The sequence below is a fragment of the Flavobacterium sp. LPB0248 genome, from assembly GCF_013388355.1.
GTDB lineage: Bacteria > Bacteroidota > Bacteroidia > Flavobacteriales > Flavobacteriaceae > Flavobacterium.
In genome coordinates, this window is sequence record NZ_CP058246.1 from 1606394 (window position 1) to 1630486 (window position 24093).

At 32.8% G+C, this 24093-nt stretch carries 14 protein-coding genes; 3 read left to right on the top strand and 11 right to left on the bottom strand.

Features of this window, described 5'->3' with window-relative positions:
- The first annotated feature begins 33 nt into the window (after nt 1-33).
- Together LPB248_RS06625 and LPB248_RS06630 are read left to right on the top strand one after the other, a co-directional pair.
- Nucleotides 34-441: a helix-turn-helix domain-containing protein gene (locus LPB248_RS06625; RefSeq protein WP_177210735.1), complete on the top strand. Its 408-nt coding sequence runs from the start codon at nt 34-36 to the stop codon at nt 439-441.
- A gap of 581 nt (nt 442-1022) precedes the next feature.
- Nucleotides 1023-1310 (top strand): hypothetical protein, encoded by a 288-nt coding sequence (locus tag LPB248_RS06630; protein ID WP_177210736.1) that lies wholly within the window; start codon nt 1023-1025, stop codon nt 1308-1310.
- Between the two features lie 295 nt (nt 1311-1605).
- On the opposite strand, the gene LPB248_RS06635 is transcribed toward LPB248_RS06630, so the two are convergent.
- The 8 genes from LPB248_RS06635 to LPB248_RS06670 all read right to left on the bottom strand — a co-directional run bounded on the left by LPB248_RS06635 (nt 1606) and on the right by LPB248_RS06670 (nt 15982).
- Entirely contained in the window at nt 1606-2328 is a 723-nt protein-coding gene (locus LPB248_RS06635; protein ID WP_177210737.1) for a hypothetical protein, read from the bottom strand.
- 429 nt (nt 2329-2757) lie between these two features.
- Nucleotides 2758-2907: a hypothetical protein gene (locus LPB248_RS06640; protein WP_177210738.1), complete on the bottom strand. Its 150-nt coding sequence runs from the start codon at nt 2905-2907 to the stop codon at nt 2758-2760.
- Nucleotides 2895-4823, bottom strand: coding sequence for a glucosamine-6-phosphate deaminase (gene nagB / locus LPB248_RS06645; RefSeq protein WP_177210739.1), 1929 nt, complete (start codon nt 4821-4823; stop codon nt 2895-2897). Before nagB ends, LPB248_RS06640 begins: the two co-directional genes overlap by 13 nt.
- A gap of 47 nt (nt 4824-4870) precedes the next feature.
- Entirely contained in the window at nt 4871-6193 is a 1323-nt protein-coding gene (locus tag LPB248_RS06650) for a sugar MFS transporter (RefSeq protein ID WP_177210740.1), read from the bottom strand.
- Nucleotides 6194-6274: 81 nt separating this feature from the next.
- Nucleotides 6275-8098, bottom strand: a complete 1824-nt coding sequence (locus tag LPB248_RS06655; RefSeq protein WP_177210741.1) for a hypothetical protein — start codon at nt 8096-8098, stop codon at nt 6275-6277.
- A gap of 696 nt (nt 8099-8794) precedes the next feature.
- Nucleotides 8795-11005 (bottom strand): alpha-N-acetylglucosaminidase, encoded by a 2211-nt coding sequence (locus tag LPB248_RS06660; RefSeq protein WP_177210742.1) that lies wholly within the window; start codon nt 11003-11005, stop codon nt 8795-8797.
- Between the two features lie 130 nt (nt 11006-11135).
- Nucleotides 11136-12848 carry a RagB/SusD family nutrient uptake outer membrane protein gene (locus tag LPB248_RS06665; RefSeq protein ID WP_177210743.1) on the bottom strand — a complete coding sequence of 571 codons (1713 nt, stop codon included), beginning with the start codon at nt 12846-12848 and terminating at the stop codon, nt 11136-11138.
- Between the two features lie 53 nt (nt 12849-12901).
- Entirely contained in the window at nt 12902-15982 is a 3081-nt protein-coding gene (locus tag LPB248_RS06670; RefSeq protein WP_177210744.1) for a SusC/RagA family TonB-linked outer membrane protein, read from the bottom strand.
- A gap of 174 nt (nt 15983-16156) precedes the next feature.
- Here LPB248_RS06670 and LPB248_RS06675 point away from each other — a divergent pair, with 174 nt between their 5' ends.
- The gene (locus LPB248_RS06675; RefSeq protein ID WP_177210745.1) at nt 16157-20302 is read left to right on the top strand and encodes a two-component regulator propeller domain-containing protein; all 4146 of its coding nucleotides are present in this window, start codon (nt 16157-16159) and stop codon (nt 20300-20302) included.
- A 1066-nt stretch (nt 20303-21368) separates the two neighbouring features.
- On the opposite strand, the gene LPB248_RS06680 is transcribed toward LPB248_RS06675, so the two are convergent.
- From LPB248_RS06680 to LPB248_RS06690, 3 genes are all read right to left on the bottom strand, one after another.
- Nucleotides 21369-22847: a serine hydrolase domain-containing protein gene (locus tag LPB248_RS06680; protein ID WP_177210746.1), complete on the bottom strand. Its 1479-nt coding sequence runs from the start codon at nt 22845-22847 to the stop codon at nt 21369-21371.
- 232 nt (nt 22848-23079) lie between these two features.
- Nucleotides 23080-23610, bottom strand: coding sequence for a DUF6985 domain-containing protein (locus LPB248_RS06685; RefSeq protein ID WP_177210747.1), 531 nt, complete (start codon nt 23608-23610; stop codon nt 23080-23082).
- Between the two features lie 57 nt (nt 23611-23667).
- Entirely contained in the window at nt 23668-24045 is a 378-nt protein-coding gene (locus tag LPB248_RS06690; protein ID WP_177210748.1) for a nuclear transport factor 2 family protein, read from the bottom strand.
- Nucleotides 24046-24093 lie beyond the last annotated feature (48 nt).

Below are 24093 nucleotides of genomic sequence, written 5' to 3' on the forward strand. Positions count from 1 at the left end.
TACTTTTTTATTCTTAATTATTATCTTTGAGCTATGAGTACATTAACAAAACCAAATCACATGGGGCGCAAAATCAGCCGTATCCGTGAACTGAAAGACATGAAACAGGAAGCACTGGCACAGGCTATGGGAACAAACCAGCAGGCTGTTTCGATTATGGAAAACAGTGAAACTATAGAAGAAGAAAAACTAAAAGAAGTGGCGAAAGCCTTAGGAGTAAGCGTTGAAGCAATCAAGAATTTTTCTGAAGAAGGTGTGTTTAATTATTTTAATAATTTCTATGATAATAGCCAGGGAACTGTTGGGAATTATCACTGTACTTTTAATCCATTAGATAAGTTAATCGAATCCCACGAACAGCAGATTAAGCTCTACGAGCGTCTGGTTCAAGCCGAAAAAGACAAAGTTGATTATCTGGAAAAATTGCTGAAAGAAAAATAAGCTTTTTATAAGGTATATTAATTCAAAAAAGAGACTCATGAGTCTCTTTTTTATTTGTAGAATGTATTTGATTTTTGAGAAAAAAAAATTAAGCAAAAATTGATGTATTTAGCACCAGTCTGACTATATCCCATACCTATATTTCTTTTCTTAGGTTATTTCCTTATTCCTATTCTTTTTTTTATTAAATTAGTTTTATGAACATCTTAGAGAAAATAGGGCTAATATCTTCCGTCTTAGGAATACTGTCATTTTTTAAAATCGGCATAGATTTACCTGCATTTTTTAAAAGGCATTCATCTAATTTTTTTTTCTCACCAGTATTAAAAATATTGATTTTTTTAGTTTGAAATTAAGATTTTTGGTTATTTGATGAAAAAATAAGGTTTTTTAACCAATTAATTACTGTAAAAATTATTCGGATTTCTAATATGATCAAAGAAAAATGAGATTTATATATTATTGATGCTCTGAAATTATTATACCATCAAAATCAGTAATTGCGTACCAATACACATTTTTTTACATTGTTTTTACTAAATTCACTTTACACAAATAATTTAATATATAAAGACCTGACAATGCAATTTCGAACATTAGATAATCCGAAAAGCACCAGATTTCTCATTGTTATGCTTTGGGGAATTACTGCAGGATCATGTGTTTTATTTATTAATAATCACCTTCATACTTTGGCCTTAGAAAAAGAACTTGACAGAATAGATCATGAACTTCACTTTAAGCAGGTTATTCACGATCGCAGAATGAGAGAATATGAACAGCAAGCAAAAAAACGTAAAGAACAGGTTGAAGCATTAAGGTCTGAAATATTATCAAAATTGAAACGAGAAAACGAAAATAGGTATTGAGAATTTCAGGATTTTGTGGAATGTCTCGAAATTCATAATTGAAAAAAGAAAATTTTACCACACCTAATATATTACCATCAATAAAAAAAGGTAGTATTTCACTAACTGTGTAAGTTAAAAAAAAATGATGGGGTTATTAAACCACCATCATTTTTTTTAACTTTTACAAATTACAACAAACTATTTAGTTGTATTTAAATATTTTTTCATTACCCACTCAGTTTCAGGAAGATTATCCTTAGGATCCAGATAACTTATTAAAACCCATTTATGATCGATCTGTAAAACTAATACTTTAAAATTTATAGGTAACTTTCTTAATGTGATTGTTTTTATTAGTCGGCTTTAATTTCACCTCACAAACTCTAGCTATACTTCTATGCTCATTTTTCTCCTTTACTTGCTTATTTATTTCCCTTATAAAATATAAGATAGAATCTTGTTTAACATTCACTTTCTTAACTTCTGACTTCTCTGCTAACAAAGGTTTGTCTTTCAAAAAATCACAATATTGATGAATGCCCGCCAATCTCAAAAAAATATCTACAATCAACAGAGCTGACACTCCATGCTTTTTATTCTTATGAAAAAAAGAAAGAACTGCAGATAGTAAAATCTGAAATTTTATTCTTTGTTCTTCATCTAACTCTTCATCTATATTTTCTGTGAACTCTAGAGTTTGCTCGGTAATTTCTTCAAAATCACTTATTATTTCCCAATCTTGTGCTTGTAGAGCTAGTTGCGTGATTTGTTTTGAAATTCCAGTAAAGGCAGAATGGAGACTGTTTATTTCAGGAATGTTTGGTAAGTGGAATTTCAGTGCTTCCGCAATAGTCTTGACATTCCCTACCATATAGTCATTTTGTCTTTGGATTAAACCAATTGCATCAATAGCTGCTTGTGGAATTTCAAATTGAGACTGATATGCTAATGATTTCGAGATCTGATTAAGAACTCTAGAATTTAAAATTGAATTGTATTTATACCCTATTTCAGATAATGTCGCAATACCTTTCATATTTTGCAAAAATCTGTCCTGTATCTCTAACATATTAGATATAGAAGTGCTTAAGCAAAGTTCCACTGGCAGGATCAAAAAGTTTACTAATTTGGTAACGGTAATAATCGATTACTTTAATATTATTCAAAGCAGATTTGGATCTTCTTTTAACAAAGGCACCGCAATAAACAAGGTACGACAAAGACCTTCGAGCTTTTCTGTTGGCACCTGAGCTATATTTACCGGATAACTTTTGCCAGACAATTTAGAAAATTTCATCGGTTAGTCTAGCTTATCGACATAACTAAATACTCTTCTTAGTAACTTAACCATTATGGATTGGAAATCCTTAGCGTTGGCAGACTTAAACTTCAATGCTGAAGTTTCCTTTACTATTATCGTTTGGATTTCTTTAATAGTCCAAATATTCATTTCCCATTTCATCTGTTATATTCCCTGTACTCCAACATCCAAAACCAATTGCCCAAAAATGACGACCCAAATATCTTTTTCTAATTCTGGATGCTGCCAATCGTGTAAATAATCATGAAATAAGACACTATGAAGCAGCCCCAATCCTCCCTCTAATAATCCCATCTCACAAAAGCCTCCATAGCGGCATAATGGGACAATCCTAATTCAACATACAAATCTGCAGTTTCTTTGTTTCTGTCTTCGGCTCTTTGCCAGAACTCTCTTGCGTCAGTTCCTTGAAACACCACACCGTCTTTTTGGGATTGGTGTTTGAAAATTCCGTGTCGTTTTGCCAATACCTGATCCGGACTCATAGGAACAGCCATTTCAATCTCGTCGATTCCCCATTCTTGCCAAGCACCGCGGTACAACCACAACCAACAATCTTTCATATAATCTTTTGGTTTGAGTCGTTTGGCAGCCTCAAAAATAGCATCCAGACACACTTTGTGAGTTCCGTGTGGATCGGCCAAATCTCCCGCGGCATAAATCTGGTGCGGTTTAATTTTTTCAATTAAATTCATCGTAATTTGTATGTCTGCCTCACCGATAGGATTTTTTTCAATTGCTCCCGTTTCGTAAAAAGGAAGTTCCATAAAGTGAATCTGGCTGTCCGGTAAACCTACGAAATGGCTTGTGGCGCGGGCTTCTCCTTTACGGATTAATCCTTTGATATATCTCACTTCCGTAATGTCAATTTCGCTGGCTTTTTTGTTTTTAAGGAAGGTTTTCGCCTTTTTGTAAATATCATCCGCCTCGGCACTTTTAATGCCGAATTTTTCATTGTAATCGGTAACAAAATTCGCGAAACGAAGTGCCTCATCATCCGCAACGGCAATGTTTCCGGAGGTTTGATAGGCCACATGCACTTCATGTCCTTGTTCCTGCAGTCTCATGAAAGTTCCTCCCATACTGATGATGTCGTCATCGGGGTGCGGACTGAATAACAGAACTCTTTTTCTAGCCGGTTCCGCTCTTTCGGGTCTGTTGGCATCATCGGAATTTGATTTTCCTCCCGGCCATCCGGTAATGGTATTTTGTAATTTATTGAATATTTTGATGTTGATGTTGTATGCAGGTCCTGAATCGGCCAATAAATCGCTCATTCCGTTTTCGATATAATCGGCATCGGTAAGCATCAATATTGGTTTTTTCAAATGAAGTGCAAGACCTAAAACCGCTTTGCGGATTAATTTGTCTGTCCAAACTACTTTCTCTACCAACCAAGGTGTGTTGATTCTGGTTAGTTTTGAAGAAGCCTCTTGGTCTAAAACAAAAACCGCACTTTTGTGTTCCTGCAAAAACGAAGCTGGTACCAAGTTGGTTACCTCTCCTTCGGCGGAAGCCTTAATAATATTAGATTTTCCAACTCCCCAAGCCATCAAGATAACTTGTTTGGCTTCCATGATTTTTTTAACTCCCAAGGTGATGGCCGTTCTTGGCGTATTGCTCAATCCCGAAAAATCACCACTGGCAGCCACTCTGGTGATATGATCCAAAGCCACCAAACGGGTTTTGGAATTCTGCAAAGACCCCGACTCGTTGAATCCGATATGTCCGTTTCCTCCAATTCCAAGAATCTGTAAATCGATTCCTCCCAAAGCTTCGATTTTGGTTTCGTAATTGGCACAATATTTTGCTATTTCTTCTTTTGATAAAGTTCCGTCTGGAATATGAGTATTTTCAGGCAAGATATCCACTTGGTCAAACAGCAATTCTTTCATGAATCGCACGTAACTGTTGATGGAATCGGGTTCCATCGGGTAATATTCGTCCAAATTGAAAGAAATCACGTTTTTGAAACTCAATCCTTCTTCTTTGTGCAGGCGAACCAATTCGACATACAATCCTTTTGGCGATGAACCTGTTGCTAATCCCAAAATACAAGGTTCGTTGTTCTCTTGTTTAGATCTAATAAGACTAGCTATTTCTTGTGCAACAGCTTTTGAAGCCGTTACTGAATTTTCAAAAACTACGGTATTAATGTTCTCAAATCGTTTCTCAAATCCTGTGGATTTGTCAATACTACTTTTTAACATGATTTTATTTTTTATTACTTCAAATTATATAAATGCTCTTTTTTCGACTAACTCTTTCTGAACCAGCTTTTGTAATTATGTCCCCAAATAGCAAAAAACAAAATAAGGGCATAACATGGAATTAAAATCCAATAACTGCTTGTTGCTGCGCTTGCCAAGGCTTCTGTTTTATTTATTCCACCAGCAATGAGTTCATGTTTATTACCATCGACCATTCTACCATATAATGGTGGAATAATAGCTCCTCCCGAGATTGCCATAATCAATAAAGCAGAAGCTGTTTTGGTGAATTTCCCTAGGCCTTCCAATGTTAAAGGCCAGATTGCAGGCCAAACCAAGGCATTGGCAATTCCTAATGAGGCCACAAATAAAATAGATGTAAATCCGGTGCTTAACAATATACATGTACTAAAAATGATTCCCAGCACTGCACTTATTCTAAGAGCTGTTCCTTGTTTTAAATATTTGGGTATTAAAAAAACGCCCAAAGCATAGGTACAAACCATTGCCAGTAAGGTTAAAGTGGTAAAAAATTTGGCCGATGCCGCCGGAAAACCTAACGAAATACCGTAGGCGATAATGGTGTCCCCCGCAATTACTTCTGCTCCCACATATACAAATAAAGTAAGTACGCCCAACCACAAATGCGGAAATTGAAAGATGCTTGTTTTGGTTACAGATCCATCTTTTATTGCTGCAACTTCGGTAGCTTCCACATGAGGAAGCGGTGCTTTCCTGATTAATAATCCCAAGAGTAATAATACCGCAGCCATAATCAGATAAGGCATGAAAACGCTGTCTGCCATGTTGTCCAATAACACTGTTTTTTCTGCTACCGATGCAGTTCCCAATTTCTCCTTCACGGCATCTATTCCCGACAATAATAATGCTCCGAAAATCAAAGAGCCCAAAGCTCCTGCAGTCTTATTGGCGATTCCCATAATGGCGATGCGTTTTGCGCCACTTTCGATAGGTCCCAAAATAGTGATGTAAGGGTTGGCTGCCGTTTGCAACAGCGTCATTCCTATTCCCTGGATAAAAATACCGGTTAAAAACACCCAATAGGTTCTTGCTTCGGCTGCGGGAATAAATACCAAAGCCCCTACAGACATTATTATTAGTCCCAAAGACATTCCTTTTCTATAACCTATTTTATTCAAAATATAAGAGGCCGGCAATGCCATCACCACAAAGGAAATGTAGGATGCCGATGCCACGAAATACGATTGCGCATCGGTTAATTCGTTTATGGTTTTCATAAACGGAATAAGTGCACCATTAATCCAGGTTACAAAACCGAAAATGAAAAATAGACTGGCTATAATGATTATTGGAACTAAATTATTTTTTGATTCAATGCTGTTGTCCATACTAGTGTTTTTTAATTTCTATTTTACGGCTTTAGAGTTTATATTAATTTATATTTAAAGTTTGATTATTAATATTTATTTCTATCTCGTTTCAACTTGAAAGCCTCCAAATACTTCAGACAACACTTTTATATCTTCTATTGTTAATGGCTTTAAGGAATCATTCCATTTTTTTAAGTTTTCAAAACCATAGGTACTATTTACATCCCTAAACAGTAATTCGCTTACAGAATCTACATTATCTGATGCATCCCAAACTTCATCAATATCATAATTATTTACAATAAAGTTTGAATAGCCCTTTTTGTTAAGTTCTTCCTTTAAATTATTGGCTGACCATTTTGCTCCGAAATTACGTGTAGAGTTTAACCATAATTTTAAACTTTTTACGTTGGTTACCGGGTAAAAATGTTTTATGGCTTTAAACACATCTTGCTCCAGATTATAAACCGTATAATTGGCACCAACCAATTGCCAATACAACAATGGCACAAATCCTTTTTTAAGTTCTATAGCTGGATGTGAAATTAAATACGGATTGAATACTACACCATTTACCCCTTTAAATGCATCTTTGTTCTTATACATCAAGGCCAATGTGCTATAGGTGCCTAAATAATAAAGCCTTCCCAAATCTTCAGCAGTAATAGAACTTGAGGCAATAGAACCATTAATGGATTTGACACTTTTTGAAAAGTTACTTAATTGTTTTTGATTAATGCCACTTTCCCAATCGGCAATTTGAATAAAATTATTCTGCTGTTTAAAATCTCTTAAATCGACGATTTTATTGTTCAAGGTTTTTACATCGTCCTCCGACGTTCCTGGATACATAATATAGATACTCCTGTTGGCATACTCACCGTTTATAGTATTGTCGTAAAACAGTTGTTTGGCCTTAGTTTCCCCACCGCTCGTACCTGTTGCCCCCAGAACAACTACTTGTTTTACTTGATGCTGTACTATAAACTTTTTATAAGCTTCCGGTAGGTCCAATAATTTAATCCATGAAACGGCATAAGGCACCGATGGATCATGACTTAAGGTAGCATAGGAGGCAATGCCTTTATCATTAGCCGTTTTTAAAATAGTTTGTATTTCTTTGACTGTATTCACACTTACCAAAAAGTGCAAGGGCAAGACTGGTGCTTTTAACGCATTTGAAATATAGGGGATGGAGGGAAAACCGGGAGAGATAATTACAGTCTCAATTTTCACATATTCTCCAAAAGCCTTATTGTAAAAACCAACAGTTTTGTTAACCGATTTTTCTAAAAAATCCGGGGTTGCCAACACATGATTAGGCCCTGAACCTGGGGCGTTGACTTTCCAAGAGTGGGAAATTCCGGAAGTAAGGTTTTCTGCTGATTTCTCAACCACGTATTCGGCACTCATGCCTCCATCGAGTTTAAAAACCGGAACGCCCTGAACCGTATCCGTTTCAATATCAAAAACGGTAAGCTCATTTTTATTTATGATTCTAAAAAAAGTCTCATAGGTTTTATCTAACACATAGCCTTTTTCTTTTTGGGTAAAGTAAATACCGTAAACCCCTTCTGGAAATTCTTTAGGAATAGCAATAGTAAGATTAACATCTTTTATTTCGTGACTTTTCCACTGGGTTTTAATTCCTTGCAATCTGTTGGTTACTAAACCTGAACCATTCGATATGTTTTTTATTTCAAGTTCTAGATCTTCAATAGAAATATTTGCATTACTTTGGTTTTCAAGGGAAACCCTACATTTTATAGTTTCACCAACCAAATATCCTCCTTTATTTAATTGAATTGAAGCTTTTATTGGTGGTTGCAAATGCCTATTGATTTCTATTTTATGTTCATATTTACAATTAATCAATAATATTGCTGTTAATATAATAATATATAATGGTCTCACAATTTTCATTTTTATTTATTTACTTTAAAGTTGACTTGTTAAGCTAGACCACATCTGCTTCATTTAAAAGTTGAAACGACAGTTTTCGGCCTTTAGATGTAATCGAGTTATTTGATGTTTTTAACAAATTCCTGAAATTAAAGAAACTGCTCTTACTTATGTATAAATGTTATATCAATTATTATTTCTATACCAGATATGACTTGGACTCCTTTAATTGTAACGGATGATACCAAATAATGTAAAGGAAGCACGATCGCTTTCATACCGTTTGCTAAATATTGCCCCCTAGAATTACTGCAAAAATAATATCAGTTTCAACAGGGGTTCAAGGTACCTTTTTTATTGGTATCGTCCACGAATTTGTAATGCTTGAAACAAATGATGTTACATATTTTCTACTACATATTCTGCACTTAAACCACCTCTTATGCCGTTTAGAAGTATAAAAAAGTCTAATCCTTTTTGTCAAATCGAGCGCAGTCGAGATGTCATAATAATTCTCGACTACACCCGAACTGACAGTAAGTCTAATTTATATTTCTAAATGGTATTAACTTAAAATAGACATAAGCTTCCTGTTTGGTTTGAATGCAACCTATTTCTATATCCATTTTAGGGATAAAAGCATATCATTAGATTGTTTTTACGACTGTCTTTTGAACAACTGCTTGAAAACAATATGTCATAACAAAATGATTGTACCTATTTATTTTCGAAATTCTCATCATATTTTTTAATTATTTCTTTGGCAACATCAATTGAATTGCCAACAGGTTTAGAACTATATACCTCGTTGCCTTGTGTCCAATCCCATTCAAACTGAGTTACTTTATTATGAAAAACTTTTTCATCAAATGGTTTATTATTTTCTACTGCTTGAGTAATATCATTGATAAACATTTCCCATCTTTTTTTATAATAACTTTTGGTCAATCCTGCCCAAGAGCGGTTGGCATAATCGTTTAAGCTTTGATCTTTGTCTCCCCAAGTAGTGATAATATTCCGGGCATTATGATTATAATATTTTTTTTCTTCTTCATTTTCACCAAATGCCTTGGCATCATCCAACCATTTTCCAACTAAAAAGGACGATTGAGTTGCAAGAAGCTTATCCAGATCATCAAACAATGCTACCATAGCCTTACCATTTACTTTGAGCTCGGTTAATTTTTTTTCATTGTAGCTTTTAGTAAATTTTTCTCTGAGAATTAAAAAATAATTACCTAAAACCTGGCGACCTATATTGACTACATCATACTGATAGCTAGATGTCTGACTCGGATTTTCCAATAGCAGTTTCCAAGATTTATATAAGACATTATTATCATAGGCTATGGTGGAATTAGTAGTCCAATTACCACTACCTGACAGAGTGGGTCTTGCATTTGTCAAGGTTCCTTGTCCTAATTTTGCCGGATCTTTGTAAATGCCATAATGCAGTATATCCCATGACTTTCTTGCGCTTTCTTGTGCTCTCCCATAACGCAAATCGGCCCAATTTTTAATCCAATCTTTAGTATCCGTTTTCCCTTCACCCCATGCCTTTTCAAACAAGTAATCATACATTAAAGGGTTAACATCGAAAGCCTCCAAAGTAGAGCCTATACCCCATAAATTTTTGTTATTAGATATCGCATTTTCAATACGTTCCTCTACAGTATCTATATTTCCTGCCAACATCGTGTTTCCTCCAAAATTTCCTAAATAGCACCAAATAAAAGGTTTATTGAAAAAAGAGTTCGTTATTTTCCAAACCTCTTGGTTTTCACAATAGTAATCTAAAAGCATCATTTTATTTTGAGGTACCGCTTTTAACATAGCCTTTATACGCTCGTTGGTCCAATGTTCTCTTTCAAAATAAAAAATCCATGACATTTGTAACCAAGTTGCTTTGGAGTCAATATCCTTCATAGAGCTATAAATTGCACTAGATACTGTGGCCAAATAATCAGGCTCCCAACTTGGTGGATGTACTTCGTTAAAGGGGTCTGCACCGTAAACATGGTCTGTGCCAAAAACTTCAGTTTGTTTTTTAAGAAACCTGTGCTGAATTTCTTTAAACTTTGGATCTAGAGGATCCAAAAAAAATGATCTATATTGGTCTTTAAATCCCCCCCAAGAAGTTAATTGATTGATTTTTGCGTCTGGAAAAATTGATTTTAAGGCTTCAGGAACGTGACCTGAAAATGCAGGTAAGACAGGGGTCATTCCTAATTCCCGTTCTCTTTTTACAATCCTTTTTTGTAATTCCTTTTGATTATTCAACCAGGACATTGGTAAAGGGCCTCCCCATTTATCAAGGTTTGACATACGATGCCAAGGCAAATGTGCAGGTCCAGTAAAATAAGTTCTTATTTGCTCATCTGATAAGCCATACTCTTTCCACACATCATACCAAATAGCTTCTTGACCTGTGATAGCTAGAGGCATAGTAACACCATTTAATGCCATCCAATCTATAAGACGCTCCCAATCCTTCCATTGCCACCAAGGCATGGTATAACCAAAGGTGCAATAATTTAGAAAAAAACGGTTTTTTATACGTGCTGATTTGGTTATTTTATCAGGGATTGATGGTAGCTTACCAGCTAAATCAATTTTATCATTTACATACCAAGACACATAGGCATGACAATAATTTTTAAGATAATAATTTAACCCAACAGCCATGGAATTATAATTATTACCTTTTATTATAATCTTCCCTTGATTTGATTCTAATGAAAAATTATCCAAACTATCATTAGTCTTTAGGAATACAAAAAGAGCATGATTTTTACCTAAAACCCTTATAGCCAATGAATCAATGGGTGTTTTTCTTACCGAAACAACACTTGAAATATTGCTTTTACAACTTAAAATCGTAAGAACAAACAAATTACATATAAAAATTCTTCCTATTCTTTTTAACATAAAAACTTTTTAATATTAAAACTGAGTATATTTTAGAACGGATAAAAAAGGGTACATCAGAATCAATACCCCCTAAGATCAACTACTAAAATGTTAACCCAAATAACAAATTATCCTAAAATAAATCTTACTAATATCCTGGAGTTGCTACCAATAAAGAATTAGATTGTAACTCTGAAAATGGTATTGGCATGAAGTACAATTTGTTCTGCCAGGTTCTATTATTATCCAAAACATTGGAATTATATATATATTCGTCGACTGCAGGCAAAACAGAATTATTCCGATCGATTCGAATACCAAGTGCTGGTTTAGCTAGCACCTGTGGAGCAATCATCCATCTAGTAATATCATACCATCTTAAATTTTCAAAAGCAAACTCTACACGTCTTTCATTCCTATATCGAGCTCTTAATTCAGTACTTGACAATCCTGAAAGATTAGGCATTCCTGCTCGTTTTCGCACTACATTTAAAGCATTTATAGCAGGTTGAATATTGCCCAATTCAGTCTCAGCTTCTGCAATAATCAAGTACATTTCAGCTAACCTAAAATATACACATGGCTTATAAACATCTCTAATTCCACGCATAGGCTGACCTGGACTTGCTCGCTTTAAAACATTATATCCTGAATTCAAAATTGTAGTATAAGAATTCCCATTTTTTGAAGAATCACCTCCTTTATCTTTGTCATATCTAATTGTTACAGTCCCATCTCCATTATCAAAATTATCGGTAACACTAGGCAAGGCTTGAATGATACTCCCTTGGTGGATAATGCTCTTACTCAATCGTGGATCTCTATTGCTATAAGGATTCTGTAAATTATAACCCGAAGCTATGTTGTCAATTGGTAATCCATTTGCCATTTCAAAAGCGTCAACCAACGATTGTAATGGTTGTGAATAGCCTAAATCCACATCACTATAAGCATATGGCAAATAATAACGGTCACCTGATGTAACACCGAACAAATTGAAAGGTATATGTTGGGCATTGAATGTACGTGCAAAAATGATTTCATTTGAATAATTAGGTGCTTTAAAAATATTCGCAAAATCATTTTCTAAACTATAAGTATTCAAATTGATAACTTCTTGGGCAGCTTGCTTTGCCAAAGCTAATTTAGCCATATCATAACTTCCATTATTGTGCAATGGACTAGCAGCATATAATAATGTTCTTGCCTTTAGAGCTAATGCAGCACCTTTACTAGCCCTTCCATTAAAAGCAATGTTTGGTAGTTCAACAGTGGCCTGATCCAATTCTGAGATGATAAAATTCACTACCTCATGGTAAGGAGATTTTGCTTTATCAAAATTGTCCTGTCCCAATTGAGGCAAATCGGTTACCAATATCACATCACCATACAAACCAACCAAATCAGCATACAACCAAGCTCTGATAAAGCGCATTTCTCCAGTTAGTGTAGTTTTAACAGCTGGGTCAATATTACTTTTGCCTATTTTTAAAAAGAAAAAATTAGCATCCCGTATTTCCCCATAATCTACTGCCCAACGATCTTGCGGTATTCCAGAAGACGATGTTGTTATTCCTTGATTATAAGCTTTGGCACTTCCATTTGAAGGAGCATTTACATCGTCAGACATAGGATCAGTATTTTGAATACCAAAATCGAAAGAAGGAAAGGCATAGTATCTACCATTCACATAAAATTTTAAAAGCTCTTCACTTTGAAAAATATCCGCTTCTGATATATCTGTGGTTGGCTTAATATCCAGAATATCTTCACTGCAAGATGTTGCTAACAGAATTACCAAAATCAGGATTCCTAAGAAAATTTCTTTAGGGATAAGTTTACTTATATATATTTGTTTCATAATCGTATATTTTAATAATACTGGGTTAAAACAAACCCATTTTTTTGTTTATTTTAAAAACTAATATCCAATCCTAAATTATACAATTTTTGTAGTGGCCTTCCATAACCTAAGCCTTCAGTTTGTTCGGGATCAGCAAAATTCAAATTATTAAATTTACTAAATGTAAGTAAATTACTACCACTTGTATAGATTCTACAATTTTTAATAAAACTTGATTTTAAAGCTTCTTTTGGTATATTATAAGCAAGTTGAAGTGTTTTTAACCTTAAAAAATTGGTATTATAAGTGAAATAATTATTAGCATAACTGGTATAACCATTCAATTCAGATTTTGTTCCACCAATGGCAGGCAATGACCCATTTGGCGTATCAGGTGTCCATGCATTAGCTGCAAAATAATCCGCCGATGAAATTCCTTGATTTAAAAAGGAAGCGATTTGCAATGCAGAGCCTGACTGGCCTTGCCAAAAACTAGTAAATTCAAAATTTTTATAATTAAATCCTAAATTAAAACCGTATTGAATAGTTGGAATGCTTGATTTTTCCATAACAATTCTATCTGCTGTGGTAATTTGCCCATCCCCATTTGTATCTGCATAAATCAAATCACCTATTCGGGCATTGGGTCTCAAAGGTATAGATGGATATTTATTTAAATCCTCTTGTGTTCTATAAATACCTACTGCATTATAAACCAATGAACTACCTATTGGATGCCCTTGTAAATCTTGGTAAGGTTCTTCAGGTTTTGGTGCATCATTGAAAACAAGTTCATTTTTAGCATAAGAAATATTACCTCCTAAATTTAAATTTAACTCTCCTATTTTGGTTCTATAACTGGCTATTGCCTCTACACCATGATTTTTTGTTTTTCCAATATTTTCATAGGGAGGATTCAATCCTGTATATGTAGGAATGGTTACATTACGGGGTGCCAAAATACTTTCTCTTTTCTCGGAGAAATAAGAAACTTCCAAATTAATTTTATTAGACAACAAGCCTAATTCAAATCCTAAATCCCAAGATTTTTTTGTTTCCCATGTAATATTTGGATTAGGATCAACCCCAGCAGGTGTCAAAATAATTAAATTAGTTCCTTCTAAAGGAATTGCACTATTATTTGTTGCATTTGGATCCAGATAAAAAACACCTCCCCCTTGTGTTGGATTTTGGAACCTTTGCAAATATTGGAATGGCTGTACCCTATCATTTCCAGTTATCCCCCAAGTCCCTCTTAATTTTAACAAACTAATGGTATTGTTATCCTTAAAAAAATTCTCTTTTGAAACTACCCAACCAGCAGAAGTATAAGGGAAAAAGCCGAAACGTTGTCCTGCTGGAAAGATATAACTACCATCATACCTCATCCCAAATTCTGCTAAGTATTTTTTATCGTAATCATAAGTAACTCTACCAATATAGGCCTGTCTTGCCGACTCTCCTAGTGCACTATCTGCAGTTTGTGTATTAGGGTCTCCTTGACTTAAATAAGGCAAATCTTCACTAATCAATCCGCCTCTTCTAGAAAGTACGTTGCCATTGTTTTTAGTTCTATTTTCTTCATAACCGATAAAAGCACTCACACTATGATCTTCAAAACTTCTTTCAAAAGCCAATTTTGCAAAATAAGTTAAAGAACGTTGTCTAAAATATTCTTCCTTAACAGAAACGTCCAAACCTAATTTATCTGGAGTTAATGTCCCATCACTTTCCAATATATATTGTATTGGATCATTATTAAATGTATTTACATAATTCTGGATGTAATCAACTGCTCCCCAAGTGTTAAACGATAAACCTTTTAGAAACGGGAATTTATAATTAAGTTTTAATGTTCCATTAAAAAGAGTGTTTTCCTTATCTACTTTACCTGCTTGTTGCTGAATATATGCAAACGGATTTGGCTGATTATCCAAGAGTCTAATAAATTTGTCATCAACTATATATTGCTCATTGGTTGGCATTGTTTTTGACGTGTTATCCACAGCTTCAAACATGTATGGTGGCGCAACTACATTCTCAAACCTTCCAGCGATGTCCATTCCAACTGTTAGATTGTCACTAATATCTACATCTAAATTTGAACGCACATTATACTGTTTAAAATTCGTTACCTTATCAAAGTTAACAATGGGGTCTTGATTTGTTGAACCTAAAGAAGTAAAATATCTCATATTTTTACTACCTCCGCTTATAGTTAAATTATGACGCTGTTGAGAAGATTGATGGTTAAATAATTCGTCCCAAAAATCAATACCTTTAAATGATCCTGACTGAAAAGCATCTAACTCGGCTTGAGAATATAGCTCCGATTGACCGTCCCTTACACGCATAGCATTAACCTGACGCGCATAGTTATAAGGTGTAGCTCCTTTTACTAAAGTTGTAGGTGCAGAAACTGAATAGTTTGTATTGAAATTTATTATGGGCTTCCCTTCCTTTCCGCGTTTGGTTGTTACCAAAATAACCCCATTAGCAGCCCTAGCACCGTAAATTGAAGCTGATGCATCTTTAAGTACACTTATACTTTCAACATCTTGAGGATCAAGCCTAGAAAGACCATCCCTACCAACAACGCCATCTATAACAATAAGAACAGAATTATCGCCAAATGTTCCTCGTCCTCGGATTAAAATATCCAAATTCTCCTGTCCCGGGTCACTACTACGCTGGTTTATAAATAAACCAGGCAACCTTCCGGCAAGTGAAGTTGCATAATTGGCTGCAGGACTCGTTTTAACTTCATCTCCCTTTATCTTTGCTACTGACGATATAACTTCAGATTTTTTCTTAGCTCCATAACCCACAACAACAACATCAGCCAACGACATAACATCTTCTTCTAATGATACATTAATAGTGGTCAGATTTCCCACTAAAACTTCTTTTGGTTTGAATCCGACAAAGGAAAAGAGAACAACATCCTTGTCTGACACATTAGACAACACAAAATTTCCATCAAAATCAGAAGAAACTTCGTTTACAGTCCCCTTTACAAGAATAGAAACCCCTGCCACTGGCACATTAGACTTAGAGATTACTTTTCCTTTAATTTGCTTTTGCCCAAACATACTTGATGCAAAAAAGAACAAAACAACAATTAAAATTAATTTACAATATTTTTTTTTCATTTACATAAAATTTATAAGGTTTGATATTGTAAAATTACTTTTATACGAGCTTGGGCAGGTTTTAAATTCAATCAAAATAGTTCAATAATTAATCTTTTCCTATCTTAACACACCTTAATTCTACACACAATTAAGTTTTTATTGTAATTTAGCGATAAACTAATTTGAAAACTAATGTATTCTAACATTAAAAAACTTAATGTATTATTAATACTGATACATTTAGCTACATTTAATTTATATTCTCAAAGGAAAAGTTTAAACTTTCAAAACTTTACTATAGAAGATGGATTAGCTTCAGTTAATACTATTTTAAGGGATAAAAATGGATTCATGTGGTTTGGTGGCACACATGGTTTATATAGGTATGATGGACTTAAATTTAAAATATTTACTGCCAACTCTAAAGATTTATTCTCATTAAGCAATAATAATATTACGTATCTTTTTGAAGACAGAGATGGTTATATCTGGATAGGTACTCGGCAAGGAGGTATAAATAAATACAACCCAATAGACGAATCCTTCAGTAATTACATTAATTCTAAAAGCAATTCCTTTTTTAGAAAAAATCATGTGACTTCAATAACAGAAGATGCACAGGGTATTATTTGGGTGGGAACAAATGGAAATGGTATTTTTTCTTTAAACAAAAAAAACAATTTAATCGAACATATTACATGTAAAAAAGACAACCTTAACACGATAAGTGACAATAATATTTTTTCTGTAATGACAGAAAATGACAATATATGGATTACTTCCAATAAAGGAATTCTAGATTGTTATAATAAAACTAACAAATTATTTAATCATTATAAATATAGTAAAAAAAAATACCTAAGTACAAGAACTGGCCAACGCCTATGCATTGACCATAAAAACAACATTTGGATTGGCACAGAGGGTGATGGTCTTTTTAAATTTAATAATTTTAATAAAACATTTCAACATTTTGAATATGAAAAAGGGAAACCATCTTTAAGTTCAAATATCATTACCGATTTAAAAGAGGGTAAAACAAACGAGCTTTGGATTACTACCGATGGCGGTGGGTTAAATTTATTAAACACTGAAACTAAAATTTTCACTATTTACAAAAACAATATTTACAACAAGAATAGCCCGACAAATAATTCTTACTATTGTCTTTTCATAGACTCTAATGATGATTTATGGATAGGTATGGGTGATGGTTCTGTAGATAAAACAATACATTCTCCTTTTAAAATTTATGAATTTTCGGCTTCAAATTTAACCAATAGTTTAAGTTTTAATGTCGTTGTTTCTCTCTATATAAAAAACAACATATTATGGATTGGCACGGGAGGAGGTGGATTAGATAAATTTAATATGCAAACGGAAACTTTTTATAATTACAAAAACCATCCCAAAGATGAAAGCTCGTTACCTACTAATATCGTGATGAGTGTTTTAGAGGATAGAAAAGGTAATATTTGGACTGGAAATTTAAAAAAGGGTTTGAGTTTTAAACAAAAAAACACAAACAGGTTTAAATTTATAGAGTTTGATACTGAAAATGCTAAAAACTTAATCAATAACTTAGTTTTTGACCTAACTGAGGATGAATTAGGAAATATTTGGATTGCGACCTATGACGAAGGTCTGTATTACTATGATTTGACCCATAAAAAAATTAAACATTACACTTATTTAGAGAACTCCAAAAATGGGCTAAAATCGAATTCAATATTAAGACTTCTTCAAGATTCTACAAACCAACTTTGGTTGGGTACTCTTGACTCTGGTATCCAAATTTACAATAGGGATAAAAATAAATTTTTAACTCTTGAAAATTTAGGATTTGACAAAAAATTTGAAATAAAAAACCCCATTAGGGATATTTTTGAAGATGCTCAAAAAAATATTTGGATTGCTACGGAAGGAGATGCTGTTTTTAAACTTGATCTTAAAAACAAAAAAATAAAACACTATACAACAAATTCAGGCCTGCCTAGTGATGCTGTATATGGAATTATACAAGATAAGTCTAATAATTATTGGTTTAGCACCAATAAAGGCATTGCAACATTAAAAGTAAAAAACGATAAATTTTTTACTTTTAACACGTTTGACGGCCTTCCAACAAATGACTTTGAATCGGGTGCCATAGCCATTTCTTCAGATGGCAAACTGTATTTTGGAAGCAAAAAAGGGCTAGTATCATTTTACCCAGATCAATTAGATTTTCCGTCAACCCCAATAAATCTTTTAGTAACTAATTTTCGAATTTTTAACAACACTGTGGATGTCAACAAGCCCATAGACAACCATATCCTTTTAAACAAATCCATTACCTATACAAAAGACATTGAACTGCCTTACTTCCTGAACAATTTTTCTTTTGAATTTGCTACTCCTGGCTATCAAGCTCCACATAACATAAATTATAAATACAAGCTTGAAGGTCTCGACGAAAGATGGATTACGGTCCCAACAAATCAACACGCTGCAAGTTTTTCGAACATCTCCCCAGGAACTTATATCTTCAAAGTAAAAGCCATTAAAGAGAACAATTTTAATACAACTATTTCAGCAGAAAAAAATATAACTTTACATATCACTCCAGTATGGTGGCAAACAAATTTTGCATACTTTTTCTATTCTTTTATTTCCATATCATTAATCTATTTTATATATTCTGGTATTAAAAATAGGATTCGTTTAAAGAATGAATTACTAATAGAAAAATACAAACATGAAAAAGATGAAGAATTTCATCAATCCAAAATAAATTTTTTTACCACAATTTCCCATGAACTCAGAACTTCACTAACTCTTATACTTACACCACTTGAAGAATTAGCAAAAGTCAAAAACTCCAATAACCGAGTCAACAATCTTATCATGACCATGAACAGAAATGCTCAACGTCTTTTAAATTTAACAAATCAGATTTTGGATTTTAGAAAAATGGAATCCAATGCTACAAAATTAAAAGTATCAAATCTAGTAATTAAAGATTTTTTTGACGAACTTTGCATCCCATTTTTTCAATACGCAAACAAAAAAAATATTCAATTCCAACTAACAGTTTCAAATAGTTGTGAAAAAGGATGGTTAGACGCAAACAAACTTGAAATAATCGTATATAATATTCTATCAAATGCATTCAAATTTGCCAAAAATAAAATTGACATTAATGTTGACTTAGATGAAAATGATAAACATCTTATTATCAAAATAAAAGACAATGGCAAAGGGATTCCAAAAGCAGATATCCCCAAAATTTTTGAACTATTTTATCAGGTAGAGTCAAAAAAAAACACTTCAAACATCGGATCGGGAATTGGTTTAGCCATAAGTAAAAACTTTGTAGATTTACATTATGGTAAAATTTTGATTAAAAGTGAAGTGGATCAATATACTGTTTTCAATATCAAAATTCCAATCACTAAAAACTTTTACTCTAATACCGATATTACAAATTCAGAAACTATAACAGAAATTATTTCAATGGATGAAATAGAGGCAGAAGTTGTTTTAGATGATAAAAATTCAACATATGATGTTTTTAGCACAAAACCAATATTACTCATTGTAGAGGATAATTTTGAAATTAGAAACCTTCTTAAAAACTATTTTATAGACAATTATAACGTTATGGTTTCCCCAAACGGTATTGATGGTTGCGAAAAAGCTTTTGAAGCTATCCCTGATATTATTATCTCAGACATCATGATGCCCGAAATGAACGGTTTAGAATTTTGCAATAAACTAAAGACTGATCCTAGGACATCACATATTCCAATAATCCTTTTAACAGCAAGGGATTCTAACACTTTTCAAATAGAAGGCCTTGAAAACGGTGCAGATGACTATGTAACTAAACCATTTCATTTAGAACTACTTAGGGTAAGAATTAAAAATTTAATCGAATCCAGAAAAGTTTTGAGGGAATTCTTTAAAAAAGAAGTTTTATTAAAACCTAAGGATATTGCCATAAATAATGTTGATGAAATATTCATGAAAAAAATCATGTTATATATTGAAGACAATATGACAAACCAAAAATTTACAGTTAAAAACTTAGCCATTGAGATGGGCATGAGTCATTCTGTTCTGTATAGAAAATTAATAGCTTTAACTGGTCAAAACATCAATGAATTTTTAAAATCGGTCAAACTATCTAGGGCAACCCAATTAATAATTGATAGTGAATATTCCATCAATGAAATTAGTGATATGACCGGTTTTGCCAACCCAAAATATTTTAGTACTTGTTTTAAAACAAAATATGGAGTTACACCAACACAGTATCGTGAAAAAAAATCAACCTCATGTATGCATTCAAACTAATCTGGACTTTTTCTAAGTGCTTATTCCGATGAAAGTGGACACCACATTCCGGAGCAAAGTGGACAGTTATTTTGCTGATGATTTCTTGGGTTAAAATTAGATAAATTTAAAATTAGCATTCGATCTTTAACAGGATTCGAACACCAATAACAGAACAGATATAAAGCTTTACATTTCCTAAATGTGTTTCAGCTTTTGTTCAAAAGCTAAGCATGTAATCTCTGGATCTGCAAGCAAAAACTGGAGTTATAGTTAAGACAAATATATTAACATATTTTTCAAAAAATTTAAAAAGGGAAATCAAATAATCGTATTGTCCATCTGTCAAATTTAAGTTTGAACAAAAACAGAATGATGTTCCGGACTATATTTTGATTGCTATTATTCACAAAGATTTCTTTAATTTTAATTCCAAATAGAATACAAATATTATATCTGAATTTAAAAATCTGGAGTATTAAATTTTTAATAGACAACATGTTCTTTGAAAAATGAGTTTGGATTTTTAAAGTTTTTTAACATTTAGCCCTTACGATACAACCAAACCGCTTAATCACAAATATCAACATATTTATCTTATAAATTCGGATTAAAAACAAGCCATTTTTTTTTAATAATACATAATATGGTTTCTAAATCGTCCAGTAAGAGATAAGAGTCTTTTTTACATATTAATAAATAGATTCAAATTTATAAACAATAGACTATCTTAATAAGATCATCATTGTCTATGAAAGCTAATCAAAAAAGACAAATCAATTTCGTTTATATCTTTTAATTTAATCACTTATTCTGATATTTATGAGAGTCTATATCAACAAAAATAAAAAATCACGATGCATATTTTACAATATCGTAATAATCTGTAATAATTTGGTTAGATATTTGAATGCTTCCCGCTACTAAGAAAAAAGCTTCAGAGAAATCTGAAGCTTTTTTGTTTTCTAATACGCTGAATTCATATCCGCGGTGGTGGATACAAGTTCGAGTCTTGTTTCCGCTAAAAAGTAAAAGCTTCAGATTTCTCCGAAGCTTTTTTTGTTTTCTAAGCTTTTATATTAATCATTTACAGCAATTCTTTCAATACCTTTTTCCCATTTTCATTATCGGGATTTAATTCAACAGATTTTTGATACATTTTAATCGCATCCTCTTTTTTACCACTTTGGAGCAATGCCTCTCCATAGCTATCAAATACATTTGAGCTATTTGGAAAAATTAATGCTGCCGCAGCAAATGTCTGCAAAGAATTGTCTGTTTTTTGAGATCTCAGAAATTGATACCCCATTCTATTAAAATCTCTTTCTGATGCTTCGTAACTATCTGGCTTTTTTAAATATTCTTCAATTAACAGATTTGCTTTTTCTTTGTCCCCGCTTTCTAACAAACTGCCATAGACTCTAGAAAGACTCTGCAAAGGCATTTTATAAGGCTTATTATCAATTAATTTCAAAACTTCATCGGCTATCATAAAAACTGGACTTGCAGTATTGGACAGCATAATGACTGCATTGTTTCTAGTACTATTATACATCAAAATTGATGTAAGTCCAGTATTGAGTCCATCGTGAAAAACTATTTTTTCCTTATTATCGTTAGTATATATCGCCCAGCCCAAACCATAAGCAATTTCTTTTTCATACGCGCGAAAAGAAGCAATTTTTCCATCATTAAGTTTTGCTGGTGTCAGCGCTTCTTCTAATTCATTCTTGCCCAAAAGCTGATGACTAAACAATGCTTTTTGGTACTTGTATAAATCTAGAGCTGTACTTACAATGCCTCCAGGTCCATAGAAATTGCTTTTCTCATCTATTAAAAAAGTTTCTTTTAAGGTTTGGACATTTACTACGCTTGTAGAATAAAAGTTTGGATAAGTATACAATTCTACCTGATTCGATACTTTAAGTCTTCTATTCTTTGGCAGAAATGAATCTTTCATTTTAGCTGGCTCGAAAATATTTTTTTCCAGATAATCTCTAAAACTAATTCCGCTTATTTTTTCCACAATCAGAGCTGCAAGACAATAATTGACATTATTATATTCCCATTTGTCTCCTGGAGCAAACGAAAGCTGTACTTTATTCTCAATTAATGCAGGAATAAGATCCACATTAGAAAATATTTTTTCTGGATTTTCTTTTATTGCTTTATCAAATAGACGATAGTAGTTAACTACGCCAGATGTATGATTCAGCAAATGTCTAATACTAACATTTGGATAAGGAAAATCTAGAAGGTATTTCTGGACTGGATCATCAATATTCAATTTTCCTTTTTGCTTAAGTTGCAGTATTGCTACCGAAGTAAACGTTTTTGATAATGATGCAATTGTAAATTGAGATTTTTCATTGATTTTTTCTCTCTTTTCGATATTAGAATATCCGTAAAAATCAGAAAAAACTTTTTCTCCCGATTTAGAAACTAAAACACTGCCATTAAAAAGATTATTTTTAGCAAGTGCTGAAAAGAAATCTTTTATCTCTTGTCCTGAGATGTTACTTGCAAAAAGTAAAGTTGTAAAATAAAGAACGATTTGTTTTTTCATTTTGATTGATTTGATTGATTGATTGATTGATTGATTGATTGATTGATGATTTTTAAACGAAAATAATGAAATATTATTACTACAACTATTCCTTATATATATATATTACAACTATACATTTCTCTTCAAACTAAAAACAAAATCACGCTACTAAAACAAAGAGCTTCAGATCTCTCTGAAGCTCTTTGTTTTCTAGAATTTCTCTAAAACTTTTTATATTCGTTGTGTCAAATTATTCTACAGAGTGCAAATTGAATCCGACAGATTCAGCTCCTACCTTTTTCACTTTATAATTTCTCATTTCTATCCCAAGTCCGTGATCTCCTTCAAATGTAGAATTGAAACAGATTCCAAAATAACCTTCATCTATTTTTCCTGCCATATGAATTGCTTTCGGCTTTATCATTGAATCAATAATTTGAGCATCGTTATTTATTGGATTAGGATATTTTATGTCGTCTTCAAATTCATTCAAATAATCGTTCCATAGAAATGTGTAATAATCAAAAATACCTTTTCGGATGTCTTCAATAAATGATTCTTGATTTTTAAGAATAGAATCGATTGTTGATTTATGAGTTTCTGAAATCTCTTCATTATCAATTATTAATTGACAATCATCACAATTAAAAATTCTAATTGGCAATCTGCACACTAATTGGTCATCGCTAATTCCGAAGTTTGGATATGTATAATTCTCCCAAATATATTGACTTGAATATTCTCTTCTATGCCATTCATCAAACGTTTCTTGTGCGCCCATTTATAGTTTTTAAAGTTTGGTCTAAATTGTTTTCTAAATTTGAAATATATCAGACTACTATTTTGTTTCCAGTTCCGTTTCAGTATGCATCGCACATGCCCATTTATTATTTTCTTTCACCCAAGTAGAAGTACAGACACATTTTATGGGCGCTTTTTGACCTTGATCTACTATTTCAAAATCGAGGCGATATCCTATTACGGCAGTATTTTCGGCAATTAGCTTTTCTTTTACATCATAGATGTTCAGCACTTTTATTTTATTGGTCTGTCCAGAATCGAACATATTTTTGAAATCAGCCTCGCTGATACTTTGAATACCATTTTTTCCGGCAACTACGCAAGGAAACAGTGTCAGATTTCTTACCGTTTCATAGTTATTATTTTCAACTCCGTGCCAGTATTTTTTTTCCAATTCTATAATTTGTCCTTCCATATTATCTCGTTGTTAATTAGATATTTCACAAATTTCACATTAATATCG